Origin of the sequence: Nonomuraea sp. NPDC050680 (assembly GCF_040654555.1) — a bacterium.
Lineage (GTDB): Bacteria > Actinomycetota > Actinomycetes > Streptosporangiales > Streptosporangiaceae > Nonomuraea.
The window spans coordinates 95,320-112,850 of the sequence record NZ_JBFAIF010000012.1; the positions used below are offsets into that span (position 1 = coordinate 95,320).

The 17,531-nt window shown below is 69.6% G+C and carries 20 protein-coding genes; 6 read left to right on the top strand and 14 right to left on the bottom strand.

Annotated features, from left to right (window positions below):
* Positions 1 to 2: 2 nt before the first annotated feature.
* The 3 genes from AB0H88_RS32910 to AB0H88_RS32920 all read right to left on the bottom strand — a co-directional run bounded on the left by AB0H88_RS32910 (position 3) and on the right by AB0H88_RS32920 (position 3,191).
* Positions 3 to 1,256 (bottom strand): cytochrome ubiquinol oxidase subunit I, encoded by a 1,254-nt coding sequence (locus AB0H88_RS32910; protein ID WP_357651341.1) that lies wholly within the window; start codon positions 1,254 to 1,256, stop codon positions 3 to 5.
* A 123-nt stretch (positions 1,257 to 1,379) separates the two neighbouring features.
* Positions 1,380 to 2,048 carry a response regulator transcription factor gene (locus AB0H88_RS32915; protein WP_357651343.1) on the bottom strand — a complete coding sequence of 223 codons (669 nt, stop codon included), beginning with the start codon at positions 2,046 to 2,048 and terminating at the stop codon, positions 1,380 to 1,382.
* Positions 2,049 to 2,072: 24 nt separating this feature from the next.
* On the bottom strand, positions 2,073 to 3,191 hold the full coding sequence (locus AB0H88_RS32920; protein WP_357651345.1) for a sensor histidine kinase: 1,119 nt from the start codon (positions 3,189 to 3,191) through the stop codon (positions 2,073 to 2,075).
* Positions 3,192 to 3,256: 65 nt separating this feature from the next.
* Between AB0H88_RS32920 and AB0H88_RS32925 the strand changes: the two genes are divergently transcribed.
* On the top strand, positions 3,257 to 3,475 hold the full coding sequence (locus tag AB0H88_RS32925) for a hypothetical protein (RefSeq protein WP_357651347.1): 219 nt from the start codon (positions 3,257 to 3,259) through the stop codon (positions 3,473 to 3,475).
* Here the strand turns inward: AB0H88_RS32925 and AB0H88_RS32930 are convergent.
* The 4 genes from AB0H88_RS32930 to AB0H88_RS32945 all read right to left on the bottom strand — a co-directional run bounded on the left by AB0H88_RS32930 (position 3,472) and on the right by AB0H88_RS32945 (position 7,641).
* Entirely contained in the window at positions 3,472 to 4,485 is a 1,014-nt protein-coding gene (locus tag AB0H88_RS32930; protein WP_357651349.1) for an acyl-CoA desaturase, read from the bottom strand. The two genes, AB0H88_RS32925 and AB0H88_RS32930, sit on opposite strands and share 4 nt — an antisense overlap.
* A gap of 1,429 nt (positions 4,486 to 5,914) precedes the next feature.
* Positions 5,915 to 6,544: a BTAD domain-containing putative transcriptional regulator gene (locus AB0H88_RS32935; protein ID WP_357651351.1), complete on the bottom strand. Its 630-nt coding sequence runs from the start codon at positions 6,542 to 6,544 to the stop codon at positions 5,915 to 5,917.
* A 40-nt stretch (positions 6,545 to 6,584) separates the two neighbouring features.
* Entirely contained in the window at positions 6,585 to 7,175 is a 591-nt protein-coding gene (locus tag AB0H88_RS32940; RefSeq protein WP_357651353.1) for a DinB family protein, read from the bottom strand.
* Between the two features lie 130 nt (positions 7,176 to 7,305).
* Entirely contained in the window at positions 7,306 to 7,641 is a 336-nt protein-coding gene (locus AB0H88_RS32945) for an antibiotic biosynthesis monooxygenase (RefSeq protein WP_357651355.1), read from the bottom strand.
* A gap of 165 nt (positions 7,642 to 7,806) precedes the next feature.
* Between AB0H88_RS32945 and AB0H88_RS32950 the strand changes: the two genes are divergently transcribed.
* Positions 7,807 to 7,959 (top strand): hypothetical protein, encoded by a 153-nt coding sequence (locus AB0H88_RS32950; protein ID WP_357651357.1) that lies wholly within the window; start codon positions 7,807 to 7,809, stop codon positions 7,957 to 7,959.
* 271 nt (positions 7,960 to 8,230) lie between these two features.
* Positions 8,231 to 8,707, top strand: a complete 477-nt coding sequence (locus AB0H88_RS32955) for a ketosteroid isomerase family protein (protein ID WP_357651358.1) — start codon at positions 8,231 to 8,233, stop codon at positions 8,705 to 8,707.
* 215 nt (positions 8,708 to 8,922) lie between these two features.
* On the opposite strand, the gene AB0H88_RS32960 is transcribed toward AB0H88_RS32955, so the two are convergent.
* Positions 8,923 to 10,173 carry an NAD(P)/FAD-dependent oxidoreductase gene (locus AB0H88_RS32960; protein ID WP_357651360.1) on the bottom strand — a complete coding sequence of 417 codons (1,251 nt, stop codon included), beginning with the start codon at positions 10,171 to 10,173 and terminating at the stop codon, positions 8,923 to 8,925.
* 65 nt (positions 10,174 to 10,238) lie between these two features.
* On the opposite strand from AB0H88_RS32960, the gene AB0H88_RS32965 reads away from it, so the two are divergent.
* Entirely contained in the window at positions 10,239 to 10,829 is a 591-nt protein-coding gene (locus AB0H88_RS32965; protein WP_357651362.1) for a TetR family transcriptional regulator, read from the top strand.
* Between the two features lie 15 nt (positions 10,830 to 10,844).
* On the opposite strand, the gene AB0H88_RS32970 is transcribed toward AB0H88_RS32965, so the two are convergent.
* Positions 10,845 to 11,783, bottom strand: coding sequence for a beta-ketoacyl-ACP synthase III (locus AB0H88_RS32970; protein ID WP_357651364.1), 939 nt, complete (start codon positions 11,781 to 11,783; stop codon positions 10,845 to 10,847).
* 62 nt (positions 11,784 to 11,845) lie between these two features.
* Between AB0H88_RS32970 and AB0H88_RS32975 the strand changes: the two genes are divergently transcribed.
* Positions 11,846 to 12,448, top strand: a complete 603-nt coding sequence (locus AB0H88_RS32975; protein WP_357651366.1) for a TetR/AcrR family transcriptional regulator — start codon at positions 11,846 to 11,848, stop codon at positions 12,446 to 12,448.
* A gap of 112 nt (positions 12,449 to 12,560) precedes the next feature.
* Here AB0H88_RS32975 and AB0H88_RS32980 read toward each other — a convergent pair whose 3' ends face one another.
* The 4 genes from AB0H88_RS32980 to AB0H88_RS32995 form a co-directional block, all read right to left on the bottom strand.
* On the bottom strand, positions 12,561 to 12,773 hold the full coding sequence (locus tag AB0H88_RS32980; protein ID WP_225300837.1) for a hypothetical protein: 213 nt from the start codon (positions 12,771 to 12,773) through the stop codon (positions 12,561 to 12,563).
* Positions 12,774 to 12,910: 137 nt separating this feature from the next.
* A complete protein-coding gene (locus AB0H88_RS32985) occupies positions 12,911 to 13,582 on the bottom strand; it encodes a response regulator transcription factor (RefSeq protein ID WP_357651368.1) in 672 nt (223 codons plus the stop codon).
* Positions 13,579 to 14,736, bottom strand: coding sequence for a histidine kinase (locus tag AB0H88_RS32990; protein WP_357651369.1), 1,158 nt, complete (start codon positions 14,734 to 14,736; stop codon positions 13,579 to 13,581). The genes AB0H88_RS32985 and AB0H88_RS32990 overlap by 4 nt, the downstream gene beginning before the upstream one ends.
* Positions 14,737 to 14,791: 55 nt before the next feature.
* Positions 14,792 to 15,376: a hypothetical protein gene (locus tag AB0H88_RS32995; RefSeq protein ID WP_357651371.1), complete on the bottom strand. Its 585-nt coding sequence runs from the start codon at positions 15,374 to 15,376 to the stop codon at positions 14,792 to 14,794.
* 215 nt (positions 15,377 to 15,591) lie between these two features.
* Here AB0H88_RS32995 and AB0H88_RS33000 point away from each other — a divergent pair, with 215 nt between their 5' ends.
* Positions 15,592 to 16,341 (top strand): SRPBCC domain-containing protein, encoded by a 750-nt coding sequence (locus tag AB0H88_RS33000; protein ID WP_357651373.1) that lies wholly within the window; start codon positions 15,592 to 15,594, stop codon positions 16,339 to 16,341.
* A 125-nt stretch (positions 16,342 to 16,466) separates the two neighbouring features.
* On the opposite strand, the gene AB0H88_RS33005 is transcribed toward AB0H88_RS33000, so the two are convergent.
* Positions 16,467 to 16,727, bottom strand: a complete 261-nt coding sequence (locus AB0H88_RS33005) for a MerR family transcriptional regulator (protein WP_357651642.1) — start codon at positions 16,725 to 16,727, stop codon at positions 16,467 to 16,469.
* Between the last annotated feature and the right edge of the window lie 804 nt (positions 16,728 to 17,531).

Sequence of the window (17,531 nt, forward strand, 5' to 3'; positions counted from 1 at the left end):
CCTCAGAAGGTCAGGGCGGGGGCGGGGGTCTCGGCCGGGCGGTCGTCGCCCAGCGCGACCTCGCCCGGCCCCTTGCGGGCGGTCCTGGCCAGCAGCCAGTAGTTGATCAGGATGAGTACGGTGAACACGGTGACGAACGCCGTCAGCGAGAACCTGATCTGGCCGTACGACACCGGTGACATGGCGTCGGCGGTCTTCAGCAGGCCGTACACGGCCCAGGGCTGACGGCCCATCTCGCGGAACATCCAGCCGGCGATCATGGTCACGAACGGGACGGGGATCAGCGCGGTCAGCAGCCAGTGCCACGGCCGGAAGCCCCGTACGACCGGCCGGAACAGCATCAGCAGGAAACTCGCCCCGGAGACGAAGAAGAGCACCGCGAAGAGCGACATCATGATGATCCCGGAGGCGCGCACCCACTCCAGCGACGGCAGGTAGTCACCCGGGCCGTACATGGCCACCATCTCCGCCTGCGCCTCGGCCATCCGCCGCGTGCTGCCCGACCAGGCGGCCAGCTTGGTCGGCTGCATCGTGTCGAAGCCGAGCCCGCCGAACGTCGCGGTGAACAGCGTCGCGGGCAGCGCCACGCCGATCCCGATACGCAGCGACTTACGGAAGAAGTCCTGCTCGGCGGTGCGCTTGGCCAGGTGGTACGCGCTCACTCCGGCCATGAGGAAGCCGCCGACGATCAGCGCGCCGCCGCCGATGTGGAAGAAGGCGACCAGCGCCGCCGGATTGGCCACCAGCGCGCCGAAGTCGGTGAGGCGCAGGACGCCGTCCTTGAGCTGGTAGCCCACCGGGTTCTGCAGGAAGCCGTTGGAGATCAGGATCCAGAACGCCGAGGCGTAGGCCGTCAGCGTGACGACCCAGATCAGTGCCAGGTGGGCCCAGCGGTTCAGCTTGTTCCAGCCGAAGATCCACAGGCCCAGGAAGGTGGACTCGATGAAGAACGCCACGATGGTCTCGATCGCCAGGGACGAGCCGAACACGTTCCCGGCGAACTCGGTGAGCCCGCTCCACGACAGCCCGAGCTGGAACTCCATGACAAGCCCGGTGACGATGCCCATCGCGTAGTTGATGATGTAGAGCTGCCCCCAGAACCGCGTCATCCGCATGTGCACCGGGCTGCGGGTCAAGGTGGCCCAGGTCTGGATGACGGCCACCAGCGTCGCCAGCCCCAGGGTCAGCGCGACGAACAGGAAGTGCGCCCCCGCGGTGAGGGCGAACTGCAGGCGGGCGAGGTCTACGGTCTCCATGGTCGTAGGTTCCGGCCAGGGTCATCTCCGCCGCGTCATGCCTGGGCGTGCACCTGCCGTACACCTGTGGTGTCAACCGGCCGCCCGCCATACATCTCAGGATGTACAAGCCAGCCCGGCACGTCAGGGTGTAAGCCAGCCTGGGGTGATCATGCCGGCCTCGTAGGCGAGCACCACGAGCTGCGCCCGGTCGCGCGCGCCGAGCTTGGTCATGATGCGGCTGACGTGCGTCTTGGCCGTGGCCGGGCTGAGCACCAGCCGGGCCGCGATCTCGTCGTTGGACAGCCCGGCCGCGACCAGCGCCATGACCTCCCGCTCGCGCTCGGTCAGCGCGTTGAGCCGGGGCCCCGGCTCCGGGCGCTTGACCCGCCCCGCGAACTCGGCGATCAGCCGCCGGGTCACCGAGGGCGCGATCAGCGCGTCACCTCTGGCCACCACCCGCACCGCGTGGATCAGCTCGGCCGGCTCGGTGTCCTTGACCAGGAACCCGCTGGCGCCCGCCCGGAGCGCTCCGTAGACGTAGTCGTCGAGGTCGAACGTGGTCAGGATGATCACCTTGACGCCGTCGAGCCGCGGATCGGTGACGATCACGCGGGTCGCCTCCAGGCCGTCCAGCTCGGGCATCCGGATGTCCATCAGCACCACGTCGGGCCGCAGCTCGCGGGTCTTGGCCACGGCCTCGGCGCCGTTGGCCGCCTCGCCGACCACCTCGATGCCCTCCTCGTCGCTCAGGATGGACCGGAACCCGGCCCGTACGAGGTTCTGGTCGTCGGCGAGCACGGTGCGGATCATCGCACTCCGTTCAAGAAGCAGGGGTCATGCGTTCAGCGGTAGGTGGGCGACGACCTGGAAGCCGCCGCCAGGCCGGGGGCCCGCCTCCAGGGTGCCGCCCAGCGCGGTGGCGCGCTCGCGCATGCCCTGCAGCCCGAACCCGGTCCCGCCGGTGAACGTCGCTCCCGGTCCATCATCCTCCACACGGATCACGATTTTTCCGGACCCGTGGGTGACGGTCAGCCGAGCCGCGCCGGCTCCCGAATGCCGGGAGACGTTCGTCAGGGCCTCCCTGATGATGCGCGCCGCGGCCAGGTCCACCTCGGTCGGCACCTCCTCCAGCCGCCCCGACAGCTCGGTCCGCACCTCCAGCCCCGACGCCGCGACCAGCGCCTCCATCCGGGCCAGGCTGTCGGCGGGCGCGGTCGGCGCGTCCTCGTCCACCTGCCGTAACACCCCGAGCGTGGTACGCAGCTCGCGCAGCGTCTCCTTGCTGGCATCCTTGATCGCCCGAAGCGCGGTCTCCGCGTCCTCCGGCCGCTTCTTCAGCCCGTGCAGCGCCGCCGCGGCCTGCACGTTGATCATCGAGATGTTGTGCCCCAGTACGTCGTGCAGCTCCCTGGCGATGCGCAGCCGCTCCTCACTCGCCCGCCGCCTGGCCTCCTCCTCCTTGCCGCGCAGGGCGTCGAGCACGCGCTGCTCGGCCTCCCGGAGGTAGGCGCGCCGGTTGCGGGTGACGCCCCCACCGGCGACGGCGGCGACCACCCATCCGGTGATCATGACGAACATACTGTCGTCCACATGCCTGATCCCGTGGGTCTCGCCCACACCCATGGCCAGCATCGTGGCCGCGCCCGCGGCGATGGCGGCGATCAGATGGCCCAGGTCGGCGGCGGTGTACAGGACGACGAACGCCAGGACCAGGATCGGCCCGTCGAGCCGGGCGAGGGGGTAGTAGAGCGCGACGGCCGCCAGCACGACGATCAGCGCCACCACCGGGTAGCGGCGCCGCGCCAGCACCCCGGCACTGGCCACGAGCGGCAGCACGATGTCCAGCGCGTTCGGTGTCAGGGCGGGCTGGAAGAAGGAGGTGGCGACCGTACTCGCCAGTGTGACGATGACCACCGCGACCGACACGAGGGTGCTGGTCGACAACGTGCGCATGCCGCCCATTCTGTACGGAGGCCCGCGCGGGTGGCCAACCGCCCCGCAATGGGTAGAGCCGGAGCATGAGCGTAGAAGACGAGTTGCGACACGTCGAAGAGGACCTGGCCAGGCTGCGAGCCGAGACCAAGGACCTGCGCGACCAGATCCGCGACATGGGCGCCACCGACCAGGTGGAGATCAGCGCGATGATCGGCATGGCGGACGAGCAGGAAGAGCTGATCGCGGAGCTGGAAGGCCGCCGAGACGAGCTCCTCCGGCGTCTCAAGGGCGCCAGTGGCTAGCGCAGGGGCGCGCCCACTTCGTGCAGATGCCGCAGCGCCTGCCCGTACGAGGTGATCAGTCCCGTCTCCAGGTAGCTGACCCCCAGGTCGGCGCAGTACTGCTGGACGATCGGCTGGGCCTTGCGCAGGTTCGGCGAGGGCATGTTGGGGAACAGATGGTGTTCGATCTGGTAGTTGAGCTGGCCGAGCGCCACGTCCACGAACGCGCCGCCCTTGACGTTGCGCGAGGTCAGCACCTGCTTGCGGAGGTAGTCGAGCTTGTCCTCCTTGGTGAGGATCGGCATGCCCTTGTGGTTCGGCGCGAACGTGCTGCCCAGATAGACGCCGAACAGCCCCTGGTGCACCACCAGGAAGAGCAGCGCCATCCCGAACGGCAGCACGGCGAAGATCAGGCCGAAGTAGCAGGCGAAGTGCGCCAGCAGCAGCACACCCTCCATCCTGCGGTGCTTGGTCGTCGGCTGGAACACCGCCTTGACGCTGGCGATGTGCAGGTGCCACGCCTCCAGCGTGAGCAGCGGGAAGAACCAGTACGCCTGCCACTTGGCGATGAACCTCGGCAGCCCCCGGCTCCGCTCCACCTGGCCGGTCGACCAGACGATCACGGCGGGCGAGACGTCGGGGTCCTCGTCCTCGTGGTTGGGGTTGGCGTGGTGGCGGTTGTGCTTGGTGTTCCACCAGCCCCAGCCCAGGCCGATGCCGAAGTCGCCGATGATCAAGCCCAGGATGTCGCTCGCCCGGCGGGTCCTGAAGACCTGCCGGTGGCCCAGATCGTGGGCGACGAACCCGATCTGCGCGGAGGCCACAGCGAGCGCGACGGCCACCAGCAACTGCCACCATGAGTCGCCGACCCACACGAACAGCGCCCATAGACCGACATAAGCGGCCAATACCAGGGTCAGCCGCACGGCATAGTAGACCGGACGCCGGTCCAGCAGCCCGGCGTCCTGGATTTGTCGGGCCAGTTTGGCGAAGTCACTACCACGGGTTTCGAGCGTGCCTGTATCGGCCACCGGTCTCCTCACTTAGAGGTGGAAATTACCCCCACCCGGCGCATTCTCCGCGATAAGGAGAGATCACGGCTAGTGTTCCGCCATCGCGCCTGCTCAGTAGGCTGCCCAGTATGGTCCATGTCAAGCCATGCTCGGCGCGGTGACGGCGGCTGACAGAGACTGTCACGGGGACGAGAGCGCGTATCTCTCCGGGTTCGGGATCGCCGCCCCCCTGACCAGGGCCTCCGCGTAGCGCTCCGCGCCCAGCGCCGCCCGGCACCGCCCGGCCAGGGCGACCACGAACGGGTCGGCCGACTCGGTGATCCCGCGCAGCACCCGGGCCGCCCCCAGCAGCTCGGCGGCCGTCAGGGGGTCGCGGTGCTCGGCCACGCCTTCGAGCACGGTCGCGCGGGCCGTCCTGTCCTCGCAGGTGGCCATGAGCTCCAGCGCCCTGCGCGACGGCTCGGCCGGCTCGGCCACGCGGGCCAGCTCGATGTTCATGAACGCCATGAACTGGGGAGGAGCGTCGATCTCCATGGCCAGGGCGCCGCGCAGCAGCCGGGCGGCCTCGCCCGGATCGCCGGAGCGCCGGGCCAGCTCGGCTCTGGCGTGCGTCACTCGCGCGATGGCCAGCCCGTCCTCGGAGCGCAGCGCCGCCTGCCAGGCCCGCTCCAGGGTGGGGGCGGCGCCCGCGTGGTCGCCGGTACGCATCATGAGCTGGCTGAGCCGCAGCAGGAACATCATCGGCCCGAGCGGCGCCCCCAGCCCGGCCAGCTCCGTCGCGATCGACTCCGGCTCCTTGGCCAGGGCCAGCGCGCGGGCGAAGTCGCCACGATTCTCGGCGGCCAGCGACAGCCAGAAGTAGGCGGTCCACTGCCCCCAGCGGTCGCCGGTCCGGCGCAGTCCGTCGAGCGCCGGCTCCAGCAGGGACTCGGCGCCGTCGACCGTCCCGTACTCGAACCGGACGATGCCCGCCACCAGCAGCGCCGTCGACCTGGTCCACGCGTCGGGATGATCACGAAGCCGCCGGGCGGCCGCCTCCGTGAGTGCCACCACGTCGCGCGGCGGACTCATGGTGTTGCCCATCGCCCACGAGTGCAGCGCCGCCGGATGGTCGGACTCCAGGACCGCCCGGGTCGGCTCGGCGCCCGTGGCGGCCATCATGCACAGCCCGTGGGCCAGCTCCCGCCCCTCGGGCGGGACCTCACCGACCCTGCGCAGTACGGCGGCGGCGTTCGTGGTGACCTCGTGCCGCCGCCCGCGCATGATCCACGGCCACAGCCTGGGCAGGATGACCCGGAGCGGGTCGTCGGAGTGCCGGAGTGCCGCGTCCAGATTGCCCTGCTCGGCGTCGAGCACGGCCAGCCACCTGACCTGCTCACCCGTCCGCAGATGCGGCTCGGCGGCCTCGGCCAGCTCGGCGTAGTAGCGGGCGTGCGCCTGTCTGAGCTCAGAGAGGTCGCCCGAGACGGCCTCCATGACGTACTGCCTGATCGTCTCCAGCATGGTGTAGCGGTCGCCGGCGAGCGCGATCAGCGACTTGTCGACCAGCGAGGACAGCAGGTCGAGGTCGCCACCGCAGACGCGGCCGATCGCCTCGGCCGTCGCCCCGCCGGAGAACACCGACAGCCCGCGCAGCAGCTCCCGCTCCTCCCGCGACAGCAGGTTCCAGCTCCAGCCGCAGCTCCTCCAGCCGGGCGGCCGGGGCCAGCGCGAAGGGCAGGTCGATGCCGCCCAGCGCCGGGCCGCGCCAGAGCGCCAGCGCCGCGTGCGCGTCGCCCGCGCGAGCCAGCCGCTCGAACGCCCACGCGTCCACCTCATCGGCCGGTACGTCGAGCAGGTAGCCGCTCGGATGGGAGGAGATCAGCCCGGGAGCCTGCCTGCGCGCCCTGGACACCAGCGACTGCAGCGCGGCCATCGGATGCTCGGGCGGCTCACCCGGCCACAGGTCGTCGATCAGCCGGCCGTTCGTCACCACCCGGCCGGGATCGAGCGCCAGGCGAATCAGCAGCGCCCGCACCCGCGCACCGCCGACCGCGGCCCCCGCGATCTGGAGCGGCCCCAGGATCCCGATCCGCATCCACCCTCCAACAGCGGCCACTGGCCCGTCCTCGGAAGGGTCAGCTCTCGCCGGCTTCCCGCGCCACACGCTCCAGCCGGTCGCGATGGCCCTCCCACGACGCCTGGCCGGGTGGCGCCATGTTGTCGGTGCCCTTCCGCAGCCCGGCTGCCCCGTCGATGAGCTCCCGGACGATGTCGGCGTGCCCGGCGTGTCGATTGATCTCGGCGAGCACGTGTACCAGAACGCGATGCAGTGTCACCTGCCTGCGGTCGTCCGGCCACCACGGCACCTGGCCGATCGCGTCCAGCGCCAGGTCTGCGATCGTGGCGTCCGCGTGCGCCCACACCCGGTGGTACAGGGCGACGATGTCTTCGCGCGGCTCGTCCGCGGTCGCCCACATGTCCGCGTTGGGCTCGGCGCCGTCCTCGATCCAGGCTAGTGGCTCGGGGAAGGGCCGTCCGAAGGTCTCGCCGAAGTACCCGGCCTCGACGCCGGCCAAGTGCTTGATCAGTCCGAGCAGGTTCGTCCCGGTAGGTGTCAGGGGGCGGCGGATGTCGTACTCCGAGAGCCCGTCGAGCTTCCACAGGAGGGCTTCGCGGCCCGCTTGCAGGTAACGGTGAAGTTCCGACTTCGGTTCTGATCCAACCATGCCGGACATCCTGCCATCCGGCGCTGATGATCCGCCAAGCTCGCGCCGGAAGCCGATTGGGCACCGTGGGCCCGGCAGTCACCGGACCCTGGTAGAAGGTCGTGCTCAACGCCACAGGTGCAGGCGCGGCTCAGCTCTTGGGGCTGGCGCTCTGGACGACCTCGAACGACCAGAGCTGCGATCCGGACGCGGCGGGCCCCTGGCCGTGGCCATGCCCCTGGGCGGCCCCGGCTTGCGCGTGCCCGCGCTGGAAGGCCTGACCCTGCTGCCACGTCTGGAAGTCGTCCTCGCTGCGCCAGCGGGTGTAGACCAGGTACTGGTCGGTGCCCTCGACCGGCCTGAGCAGCTCGAACCACTCGAACCCGTCGGCCGACTCCACCATGCCCGCCCGGTTGGAGAAGCGTCGCTCCAGCTCCTCCCGCATCTCCGCCGGCACGGTCAGGACGTTGATCTTCACGACTGACAACGGAACCCCTCTCCTCCCCACCAACGCTAGCGTCAGCGTGCCACGCCTCGCGATCTGGGTGCGCGACGCTGGTCGCGCACCGCGCGGAGGGCGCGCCGCACCTCACCCCGCTTCAGCAGCTTCGACAGCGCCAGCTCCTCGGTGGTCGACCCGGGCGGCGGTGGGGTGACCGAGTGGACCTGGGAACACGGCGAGCTGGTCGACGCGATGCGGACCGGCGGCGCGACCGAGGAGGAGATCCGCGAAATGGTGATCGGGTCGCGCGTGGACGAGGCCATGCCGGACGACGGCGAGTGGAGGCTGTACCGCCTGAAGTAGTGGGGTGCAGACCAAGTACCGGTGAAAGGGGCAGTCCCCTGGTCGGCCAAAACTCCCAGAGCTGCAACGAGCCGCCACTCAACCTGTGGCTGGCTGCGCCCGCCCCCGTTGCCGAAGCGCCTTCCGTTCCGTCGCAAAGGGGGGTGGCGCGTCGAAGGATGATCGTTACCATCGGTAGGGGCAGAGTAACGTCCAGCCGAGGCGGTGCTGTCAGACTCTCCAGCCCTCAAAGCATGAGGATCCGTACTCGCACGTAATGGAAAGGAAGACCGTGGGCGAAGACTATGCATCCGTTGCCGAACAGTTCGTCGAGTCCTATCACGCAGCGGCCAAAGCGGCCTTTTGCTCAAGAAGCGATCGCTCCCAGGCGTCATCAATTGTTGGGCCCCTGTACCGAGAGAACTCGGTTCTGGTCAAGCTGCGTGGCGATAGCGGTGATGAGATCGATGGCATTCCCCCCGCAGTAGGCCCGGCAGCCATCGTAAAGATGCTGGGCGATAACGTTTACCCGTACGACGAGATGGAGCAGGAGCTCTGCGTCAACCATGCGGTGCCCCAGGCAGACGGCACCATAATCGTCATGGTGACCGGGCAAACGACGTGCTACCTTTTCATTGCCCCTGCCATCTTCGCTGAGTTATTCGTGCTCAAGCAGGATAGCGGCTCTTACTACATCGCCCATCAGGTCTGCAGCGACGTTCCTTACGACGAGTCTGTGTTCGACGCTATAAGGAAAAACAGGGGCTGAGGCCAGATCCGCTCGTCGTTCGGGCTGAGAACGTCTACCCAGTCCTGCATGGGCGTCTTCGTCCCGTCGCGCTCGCGGTGCTGGCGGACGGTCACGTAGACCTTCCCGCACAGCGCGGCCACGCGCTGCAGCAGCTCAGGCTCACTAGAGCCGCCCATGATGACCTTGGCCGGAGGCCCACGCGGCGACCGGGATGGGCAAGGTACGGCGTTGGACTATGAGAACACCTTCGCCTTGAGCGACGGGAAGCGCTGGACCGTACGCAGGAACGTCTTGAAGCCCATCCTGGCGGCCCGGCTCTCGCCGATGAACTGCTCGGCCGCGCGGAGCGAGTCCCGCACGGCCGCGAAGCCGTACTCGCGCATCCGCTCCTCGTAGTCCGCGATGGCCTCGACCGTGTCGCGCCCGCCGGTCAGCGCCAGGCAGAGCAGGCGGGCGTCGCGCAGCGCGGTGTTGGCGCCGATGCCGCGCATCGGCGTCATGCTGTGGATGGCGTCGCCGAGCAGCGTGATGTTGGTGGTCGGCCACGGCTCGATCGGGATCGAGGTACGGATCGGCAGCAGCGAGACCGTGTCGGGGTCCGACAGGTCGATCAGCTTGTGGAGATCGGGGTGCCAGGACTCGATCATCCCCGCCACCGTCTGCTTGAGCCGCGCGCCCGTCATGTCGGCGACATCGGTGGGGAAGCGGTTCTTGGTGGCGCCCACGGCCCAGAGGATGTAGCTGCCGGCGTTGTCCATCAGCGCCCCCTGCTGCTCGGTCGCCCCGATGGCGCCGACCGGCGCGGTGTCGCTCAGGTCGTGCGGGGCGCAGAACAGGCCGAGGCCCTTGGGCGGAACGATGGTGTTCGGGCCCTCGACGAGCCGCCGCGAGATGAGCGCCCTGGTCTCGCCGGTGAGCGGGAACTTGCCCGCCACCGTGGTGATCCCGGTCTCGACGCGCTCGGCGTGCGGCAGATACTGCTTGCGTACCCGCGAGTTCCCGCCGTCGGCGGCGACCACGACGTCGGCCGTGTCGCTGGAGCCGTCGGCGAAGAACAGCTCGATCCGCCCGTCGGGCAGCCGCTCGTAGCGCTCGTACGTCTTGCCGAACCGCACCACCTCCTCCAGCCCGGTCAGCAGCACCTGCCTGAGCGTGATGCGGCTCACGGAGTGGTGGTCGTCGGCTGGGTCGGCCGCGGGCGGGGTCTCGATCAGCGCGAGCGTACTGAGCCGCTCGGTGAGGAAGCCGAAGTCCTGGCCGCCCTGCCCGGTCGTGGCGAGGAACGCCTGCCAGAGCGGCGACGGCAGGCAGTCGTGGAGGGCGCGGGCGCCGTTGGGGTCGATGTGCACCCGGTAGCCCTGCACCCGGTCGGCCGGGGCGCGGTCCCGCTCGTAGACGGTGACGTGCTTGCCGGCCTTGCGGAGTCCCTGGGCGAGGCAGAGGCCGCCGACCCCGCCGCCGATGATCGCGATGTGCTCTGTCATGTCCATGACTATCAACCGTATGGATGATTCTGTCAACCATCCGGATGGATGATAGTGTTACGGGCATGAGACGAGCGCCGGAGGAGAAGCAGCGCGACCCGGAGCGCACCAAGGCCCGCATCCTGCAGGCGGCGCTGGAGGAGTTCGCGGCCAAGGGGTTCGCCGGAGCGCGGGTCGGCGAGATCGCGGCCAGGGCCGGGGTCAACAAGCAGCTGATCTCTTACTATTTCGGCGGCAAGGAGGGGCTCTTCCGCGCGCTGAACACCCGCTGGCAGAGCGAGGAGAGCGTGTTCGCCGATCGCGGGTTGTCGCTGGGCCGGCTCGTCGCGGGCTACGCGCGCGCCAACTCCAGCCGCCGCGACTTCGGCAAGTTGATGGTCTGGCAGGGGCTCACCGACGACGCCCCGCCCGATCCCGCCTTCGCCGACGAGGTGCGCCGCGACCTGGAGCACCTGCGCGCCCGCCAGGAGGCGGGGGAGTTCCCCGCAGACCTGGACCCGGCCGCGGTGCTGGTGGCGCTGTTCGGGATGGCGGCGGCGGGCATCGTCTTCCCGCACCTCATCCGGGCCGCCTGTGGGCTCGACCCGGGCTCACCCGCGTTCGGCGACTACTACGCCGAGCAGCTGGAGCGGCTCGCCGACCACCTGCGCGACTAAAGCTCGACTACGAGGTCAAGGGCAGCGGACGATCATCCCCGCGTACGAGAGATTCCCGCCGAACCCGAACAGCAGCATCGGCGCCCCCTGCCGCACCTCACCCCGCTCCAGCAGCTTCGACAGCGCCAGCGGGACGCTCGCGGCCGAGGTGTTGCCCGATTCGACCACGTCACGGGCCACGATCGCGTTGACCGCGCCGAGCTTCTGCGCGATCGGCTCGATGATCCGCAGGTTCGCCTGGTGCAGCACCACGGCCGCCAGCTCCTCCGGCTTGACGCCGCCACGCTCGCACGCCCGCCGAGCGATCTCCGGCAGCCGCGTGGTGGCCCAGCGGTAGACGGTCTGGCCGTCCTGGGCGAAGCGGGTGGGCGTGCCGCCGATCCGTACCGCGCTGCCCAGCTCGGGGGCCGAGCCCCAGACGACGGGCCCGATCTCCGGCTCCGCCGCCGCGCTGAGCACCGCCGCCCCCGCGCCGTCGCCGGTCAGCACGCATGTCGTACGGTCGGTCCAGTCGGTCACGGCCGTCATCTTGTCCACCCCCACGACCAGCGCGTGCGTGGCGGCCCCCGCCTTGATCGTGTGGTCGGCCATGGCCAGCGCGTGGGTGAAGCCGGAGCACGAGACGCCCAGGTCCATGACGGCCGCGTCCGGCACGCCGAGTTTGGCCGCGACGCGGGAGGCGATGTTCGGCGCCCGCTCGGTCTGGGTGCAGGTGGCCACGAGGACCAGGTCGATGTCGGCGGCGTCCAGCCCGCTGCCCGCCAGCGCCTTGGCCGCCGCGTGCCCGGCCAGCTCCGTCACGCCCTCCTCCGCCCCGGCCACGTGCCTGGTACGGATCCCGACCCGCTTGGTGATCCACTCGTCGGAGGTGTCGACCATGGTGGCGAGGTCGTCGTTGGTCAGTACCTTGGCGGGCTGGTAATGGCCGGTGGCGACGAGGCGTGATCCATTCATGGGCGGGACTATAGCAACCGACCGTTCGGATGCTAAACCGCTCCGGACGCTAAACTGCCTGGATGAGTCCACGGAGATCCGTGGCGGAGGCCCTCGGCACGCGCTCCGCCATCCTCGACCGCTCGGTCGCCATCGCCTCCCTCGAAGGGCTGGAAGGGCTGACCATCGGCCGCCTCGCGACCGAGCTCGGCATGAGCAAGTCCGGCGTGCTCGGTCATTTCGGCTCGAAAGAGGCACTGCAGCTGGCAGTGCTGGAACGGGCCGGCGAGGTCTTCCGCGCCGAGGTCTGGGAGCCGGTCATCCGGATCGAGCCGGGACTACGCCGGCTGCGGGCACTCTGCGAGGAGTGGATCTCCTACCTGGAGCGCGGCGTCTTCCCCGGGGGCTGCTTCTTCGTCGCCGCGGCCCACGAGTTCGACGGGCGCGTGGGGGCGGTGCGTGACGCGGTGGCGGCCCGGTTCGACGCCTGGCGGGCGCGGCTGCTCAAGGAGACGCGGCGGGCCGTGGCCGCCGGGGACCTGCCGGGCGGCACCGAGGCCGATCAGCTGGTGTTCGAGCTGCACGGCCTGGTCATGTCGCTGAACCACACGTTGCAGCTGCACGGCGACCGGCAGGCCATCGTCTGGGCGCGCCGGGCCGTACGGACTCGTCTGGGCACCCCTTAGGACGCCGCATCCTCGTCAGGGCACGTCTTAGGACGCCGTGTCCTCGTCAGGGTCAGGGCATGCCTTGGGACGCCGCGTCGAAGTCGGCGTTGACGGCGGCGTCGGCGTCCGGTCAGCTCGCGGAGAGCTCCTCGAAGAGCATCAGCGCCGCCTGGCGTACGTCCTGCGGTGCGAGGCCATCAAGCGTCTCCCTGGCCTGGACGACGTCGCGGGTGGTGGCCAGCGTGATGGCCACGGACGCGGCCGCTGCGCGGTCCAGCGAGCCCGCCGGCGCGGCGTCGGCCAGCTGCTGGGCGCTCGCGGCAAGGTCGAGGTTGTCTCTCAACGGGCCTCCTCGGGTGATTGCGGGTTGGCCCATTGCATCACTTGGCAGGGTGATTCATCCACTCTTCTTGGGGCCGTTCCCGTTTCGTCGGTCGAGAGGTCGTGCATACGTCCCCGCTTACCCCGTCTGACCACACGTTACGCACCCGGTACTGCCAGGCCCGATTCGTAGGCGGTGATCACCGCCTGCACCCTGTCGCGCAAACCGAGCTTGGCGAGCAGATTGCTGACGTGCGTTTTCACGGTGTGCTCGCTGACCACCATGGCCTGGGCGATCTCCGCGTTCGACAGTCCGCGCGCGATGAGCTGCAGCGTCTCGCGCTCTCTCGCGGTCAGTACGGCCAGCGCGGCGCCGGGCCTGGCGGCCGGCCGGGAGGTGAATTCGGAGATCAGCCTCCTGGTCACCGTCGGCGCCAGCAGCGACTCACCCTCCGCGACCACCCGTACGGCGTTGACCAGGTCGTCCCGCCGCACATCCTTCAGCAGGAACCCGCTGGCACCCGCCCGCAGCGCGTCGTAGACATAGTCGTCGTGGTCGAACGTGGTGAGCATGAGCACCCGGCAGCCGGTCTCCGCGCACACGATCTTGGCCGCCTCGATGCCGTCCATCCTGGGCATGCGGATGTCGAGCAGGAGCACGTCCGCGCCGTGTTCGCGGACCGCGGCGACGGCCTGGAGCCCGTCGCCCGCCTCGGCCACCACGTCGATGTCCGGCTGCGCGTCCAGGATCATCGCGAACCCGCCGCGGACCAGCTCCTGATCGTCGGCGACCACGACCCGGATGCTCGGGACCGCGTCCTGCCCGGTCATGCCTGGGCCAGCGGGAGCCGTACCGACACATGGAAGCCCGGCCCGTCGGTGCGGGGACGGGCCGCGGCGGTGCCACCGCAGGCGGCGGCGCGCTCGCGGATGCCGATCAGCCCGTGCCCACCCGAAGGCAGCCCACGCCCGCCTGAAGAGTGCCCGTCGATCGCGTGGCCCCGGCCGTCGTCGGTGATGTCGAGCATCAGGGTGTCGTCCTCCCAGGTGAGCCGGATGTCCGCGTGGTTCGCGCCGGCGTGCTTGACGATGTTGGTGAGTGCTTCCTGCGTGACCCGGTACGCGGCGACGGCGCAGTCGGGCGAGACGGGCCGCGGCGTACCGGTCGAGGCGAACGCCACCCGCAGCCCCGTATGGCAGACCTGGTCCGCCAGGGCGGGCAGGTCGTCGATGGTGGGCTGCGGCGCGCGCGGCGCCTCCTCGTCCTTCAGCACGCCCAGCATCCGGCGCAACTGCATCATCGCGTCCCGTCCCGCCGCGGCGATCGCGTCGAAGGCGGCCTCCGCCCGCGCCGGGTCGCTCCTGACCACCACGGGCCCCGCCTCGGCCTGGACGACCATGAGACTGACCGCGTGGGCGAGGATGTCGTGCATGTCGCGGGCGATCCTGGCGCGCTCGTGCTCGGCCGCGCGTTCCGCTTCCACCTGTCGCTCCCTTTCCAGCCGTTCGGCCCGTTCCTCCAGCGCGACGGCGTGGGCGCGGGCGGTGGCGGTGGCCCTGCCGATGGCGTACGCGGCGACGAACAGCACCGTCCCGCGCAGCGCTGTCTCCGACGAGCCGACCAGGAGCAGGCCACCGGTGAGGGTCATGGCGAACACGATGATCCGCTGCCAGGTGCCGGAGTAGGCGGCGACCGTGTAGAGCGCGACCAGCCCGCCGTACCAGATGGGCTGGCGCGCGACGTTGTCGGCGAGGTCGTAGAGGGCACCCGTGAACAGGCAGACGATCAGTACGGTGATCGGCGCCCGCCGCCGCCAGACCAGGGGCAACGATGCGACGACCACCACCACGTACCCCCACCAGTCCCAGGGCTCGCCGGTCCGCTCATTGCTGGATAGCAGGGGCCAGAGCTGGGCGATCAGGATCACCGCGGTGAGCGCGGCGTCCACCCAGAGGGGAGGGAGCGCCGCGATCCTTCGACGCACGATGTCGATAAGCGACAAGTCGGACACAGCGCCTCATCTTTCCGTATACCGGCTCTCACGCATGCACGGGAGCGTGCCTCGCCGTCGTCGTGGGGCGGCCCATCAGGGGCAGGAAGGAGACCAGCAGCAGGATCGCGCCCACCGGGATGAGGTCCAGGTTGACCGCCGACAGCACGATCTCGGCCAGCACAGCGACCGGCACCCAGACCTTGACCAGCCGGTTCCCGGCGAGCAGGGCGGCGAAGGCGAGCTGGGCCACGTAGAACAGGATCGGGCCCGCGCCGTAGACGGCCAGGGACACGCCCGGCACCGCCTTCACCTGCTCGAACATCGGGCCCATCGCGTCATGGTCGGCCGCCAGGAAGCCGACGATGATGTCGATCGCGAACTGGGCCGCCGCGCACCCGATCCCGACGACGCCCGCGACCAGGGCCGTGGTGGCGAGGGCGGACCGCCCCAGCATCCGCCTCATTTCCCAAAATATCGGGATAAACAGTGTCAAAGCACCGAGAAAGGCCAGGTGTCCGGCTGTCCAGGCCAAGCCGGGGCCTCGGACGCCGTCGAGACCGTCGACGATTCTGAGCAGACCGTAGGTCAGGACGAGCAAGGGAGCGGCGATGAGCGCGGTGCGATTCTGCACGACTGGTTCTCCTTCAAGCTGCGGATATGCAGCCCATCCTCGGAGTTCGCCGCTCAAAAGGGATCGCCTCGACGGGCGATCCTCGGTCTCCCTCTCAAGAGCGAGTCCGGTCGCCCGCGAGGGCGATCAGCCGACAAGCACGGAGTGCTTGACAATTCTAATTGTCGGTGGAAGGGTCGGTCTCACCGCAAGGGACATCCACCGAGGAGACGGTCATGCCGCACGAGTTCGAGGTACGTCACGACATCGAGCTGGAAGCCTCACCCGAGGAGGTCTGGCAGGCGATCGCCGAAGGACCGGGCATCGACTCCTGGTTCATGGGCCACACCGAGCTGGAGCCCCGCGAGGGCGGCAGGGGCACGCAGACCTTCGGCGGCGACTTCAGCATGGGCTCGACGGTCACCGCGTGGGAGCCCGGCAAACGGCTGGCCTACCGCGGCGACGAGAACCCCGAAGACGGCACGTTCATGGCGTTCGAATACCTCATCGAAGGCCGCGAGAGCGGCAGCACCGTGCTCCGCTTCGTGCACAACGGCTTCCTCGGCGACGACTGGGAGTCCGAGTACGACGCGCTGAAGATCGGCGACCTCCAATACCTGCGCAAGCTGGCCGCCTACCTCAAGCACTTCCGCGGCCGGATCTCGACGCACAACCTGATGCTCTGGGGCCCGCAGGCGTCGCACGACCAGGCGTGGGCCGCCTTCCAGAGCGTGCTCGGCCTGACCGGCGGCATCGCTGCGGGCGACCGGGTCACGATCGCGCCCGACGGGGTCGCGCCGCAGGAGGGTGTCGTGGAGTGGGTCACGGATCCGGGCACGTTCGTCGGCGTACGTACCGACGACGGGCTCTACATGCTCATCCACGGGCAGGGCACGGTCGTGGTCGAGCACCACGCCTACGCCGACATCGACGGGCAGGCGCTGGAGCGGTCCTGGCAGGGCTGGCTGGAGAAGGCCTTCGCATAGAAGGCCTCCGCTCAGGCGTGGTGACCGATGTCGGCGGCTGGTAGGCCGACATCAGTGTCCGGGGCATCGTTGGGCCTGGCCGGCGCTTCGCGAGACCAGGCCGCCGGGTCGATGAGGCGCCGGCGCTAACGGTCGGCCGGGCGGTCGCGGGAGTTGTTGATGCGTAGCGCCTCGGCGAGCTGGTCTTCCAAGATGATGATCCGGCAAGCGGCTTCCAGGGCGGTGCCCTGGTCGACCAGCTCGCGGGCCCTGGCCGCCAAGCGCAGCTGGTAGCGGGAGTAGCGGCGGTGGCCGCCGTTGGAGCGTTGCGGCTCGATCAGTTTGGCGGCGCCCAGGCTGCGCAGGAAAGCCGCGCTGACGCCCAGGATCTCCGCGGCCCGGCCCATGCTGTAGGCGGGGTAGTCATCATCGTCGAGTTTGGCTTCAGCGCCGGCATCCACCGCCGCATCGGAGCGTGACAGGATGCGGGACTCGGCTTTGTCGCCGTATGCGGCGCTTGATGCGAGTGTGGAAGTAGCGGCCGTGGCCCGGGGCTGGGGCTTGCTATCGGGCCCAGTGGCCAACGCTGTCGATGTTTGATCCATGTAACCTCCTGAACGCGGACAAGGGCCCCGGCGCCATGATGCGCCGGGGCCCGCAACTAGGTTGTTCAACACCATCTACCGGCCAAGAGGCCGAATTGCCGTTTCCGCAACAGCCGCCCGCTGAGGGCGGGGATGCGGGGATCGCGTAAGCGTGACCGTAGACCACCTTCCCGTCTGTGGAGCTGCGGTACCCGTGCGGCGAAAACACACCGGCGACGGGCGATCCTGATGGCGTTCAACACTCCCTTCGCTATCTGTGAACCTTCTACAACCCATGTCATGAGACGACCTCGAAGGCCGCTCTGGCAGCGCGTCCACGCGTCAGGCCCCTTGCGACTGCTCGGCCTTTCACGTCCGACCTTCTGCCGGTTACTGCTGACTTGCAACTGCGGTAGTGCTGCGGCCCGTATGGCCGTTCTGGCAGCGCGTCCACGCGTCAGGCCCCTTGCGACTGCTCGGCCCTTCACGTCCGACCTTCTGCCGGTTACTGCTGATTTCCAACTGCGGTTGTGCTGCGGCCCGTATGGCCGTTCTGGCAGCGCGTCCACGCGTCAGGCCCCTTGCGACTGCTCGGCCCTTCACGTCCGACCTTCTGCCGGTCACTCC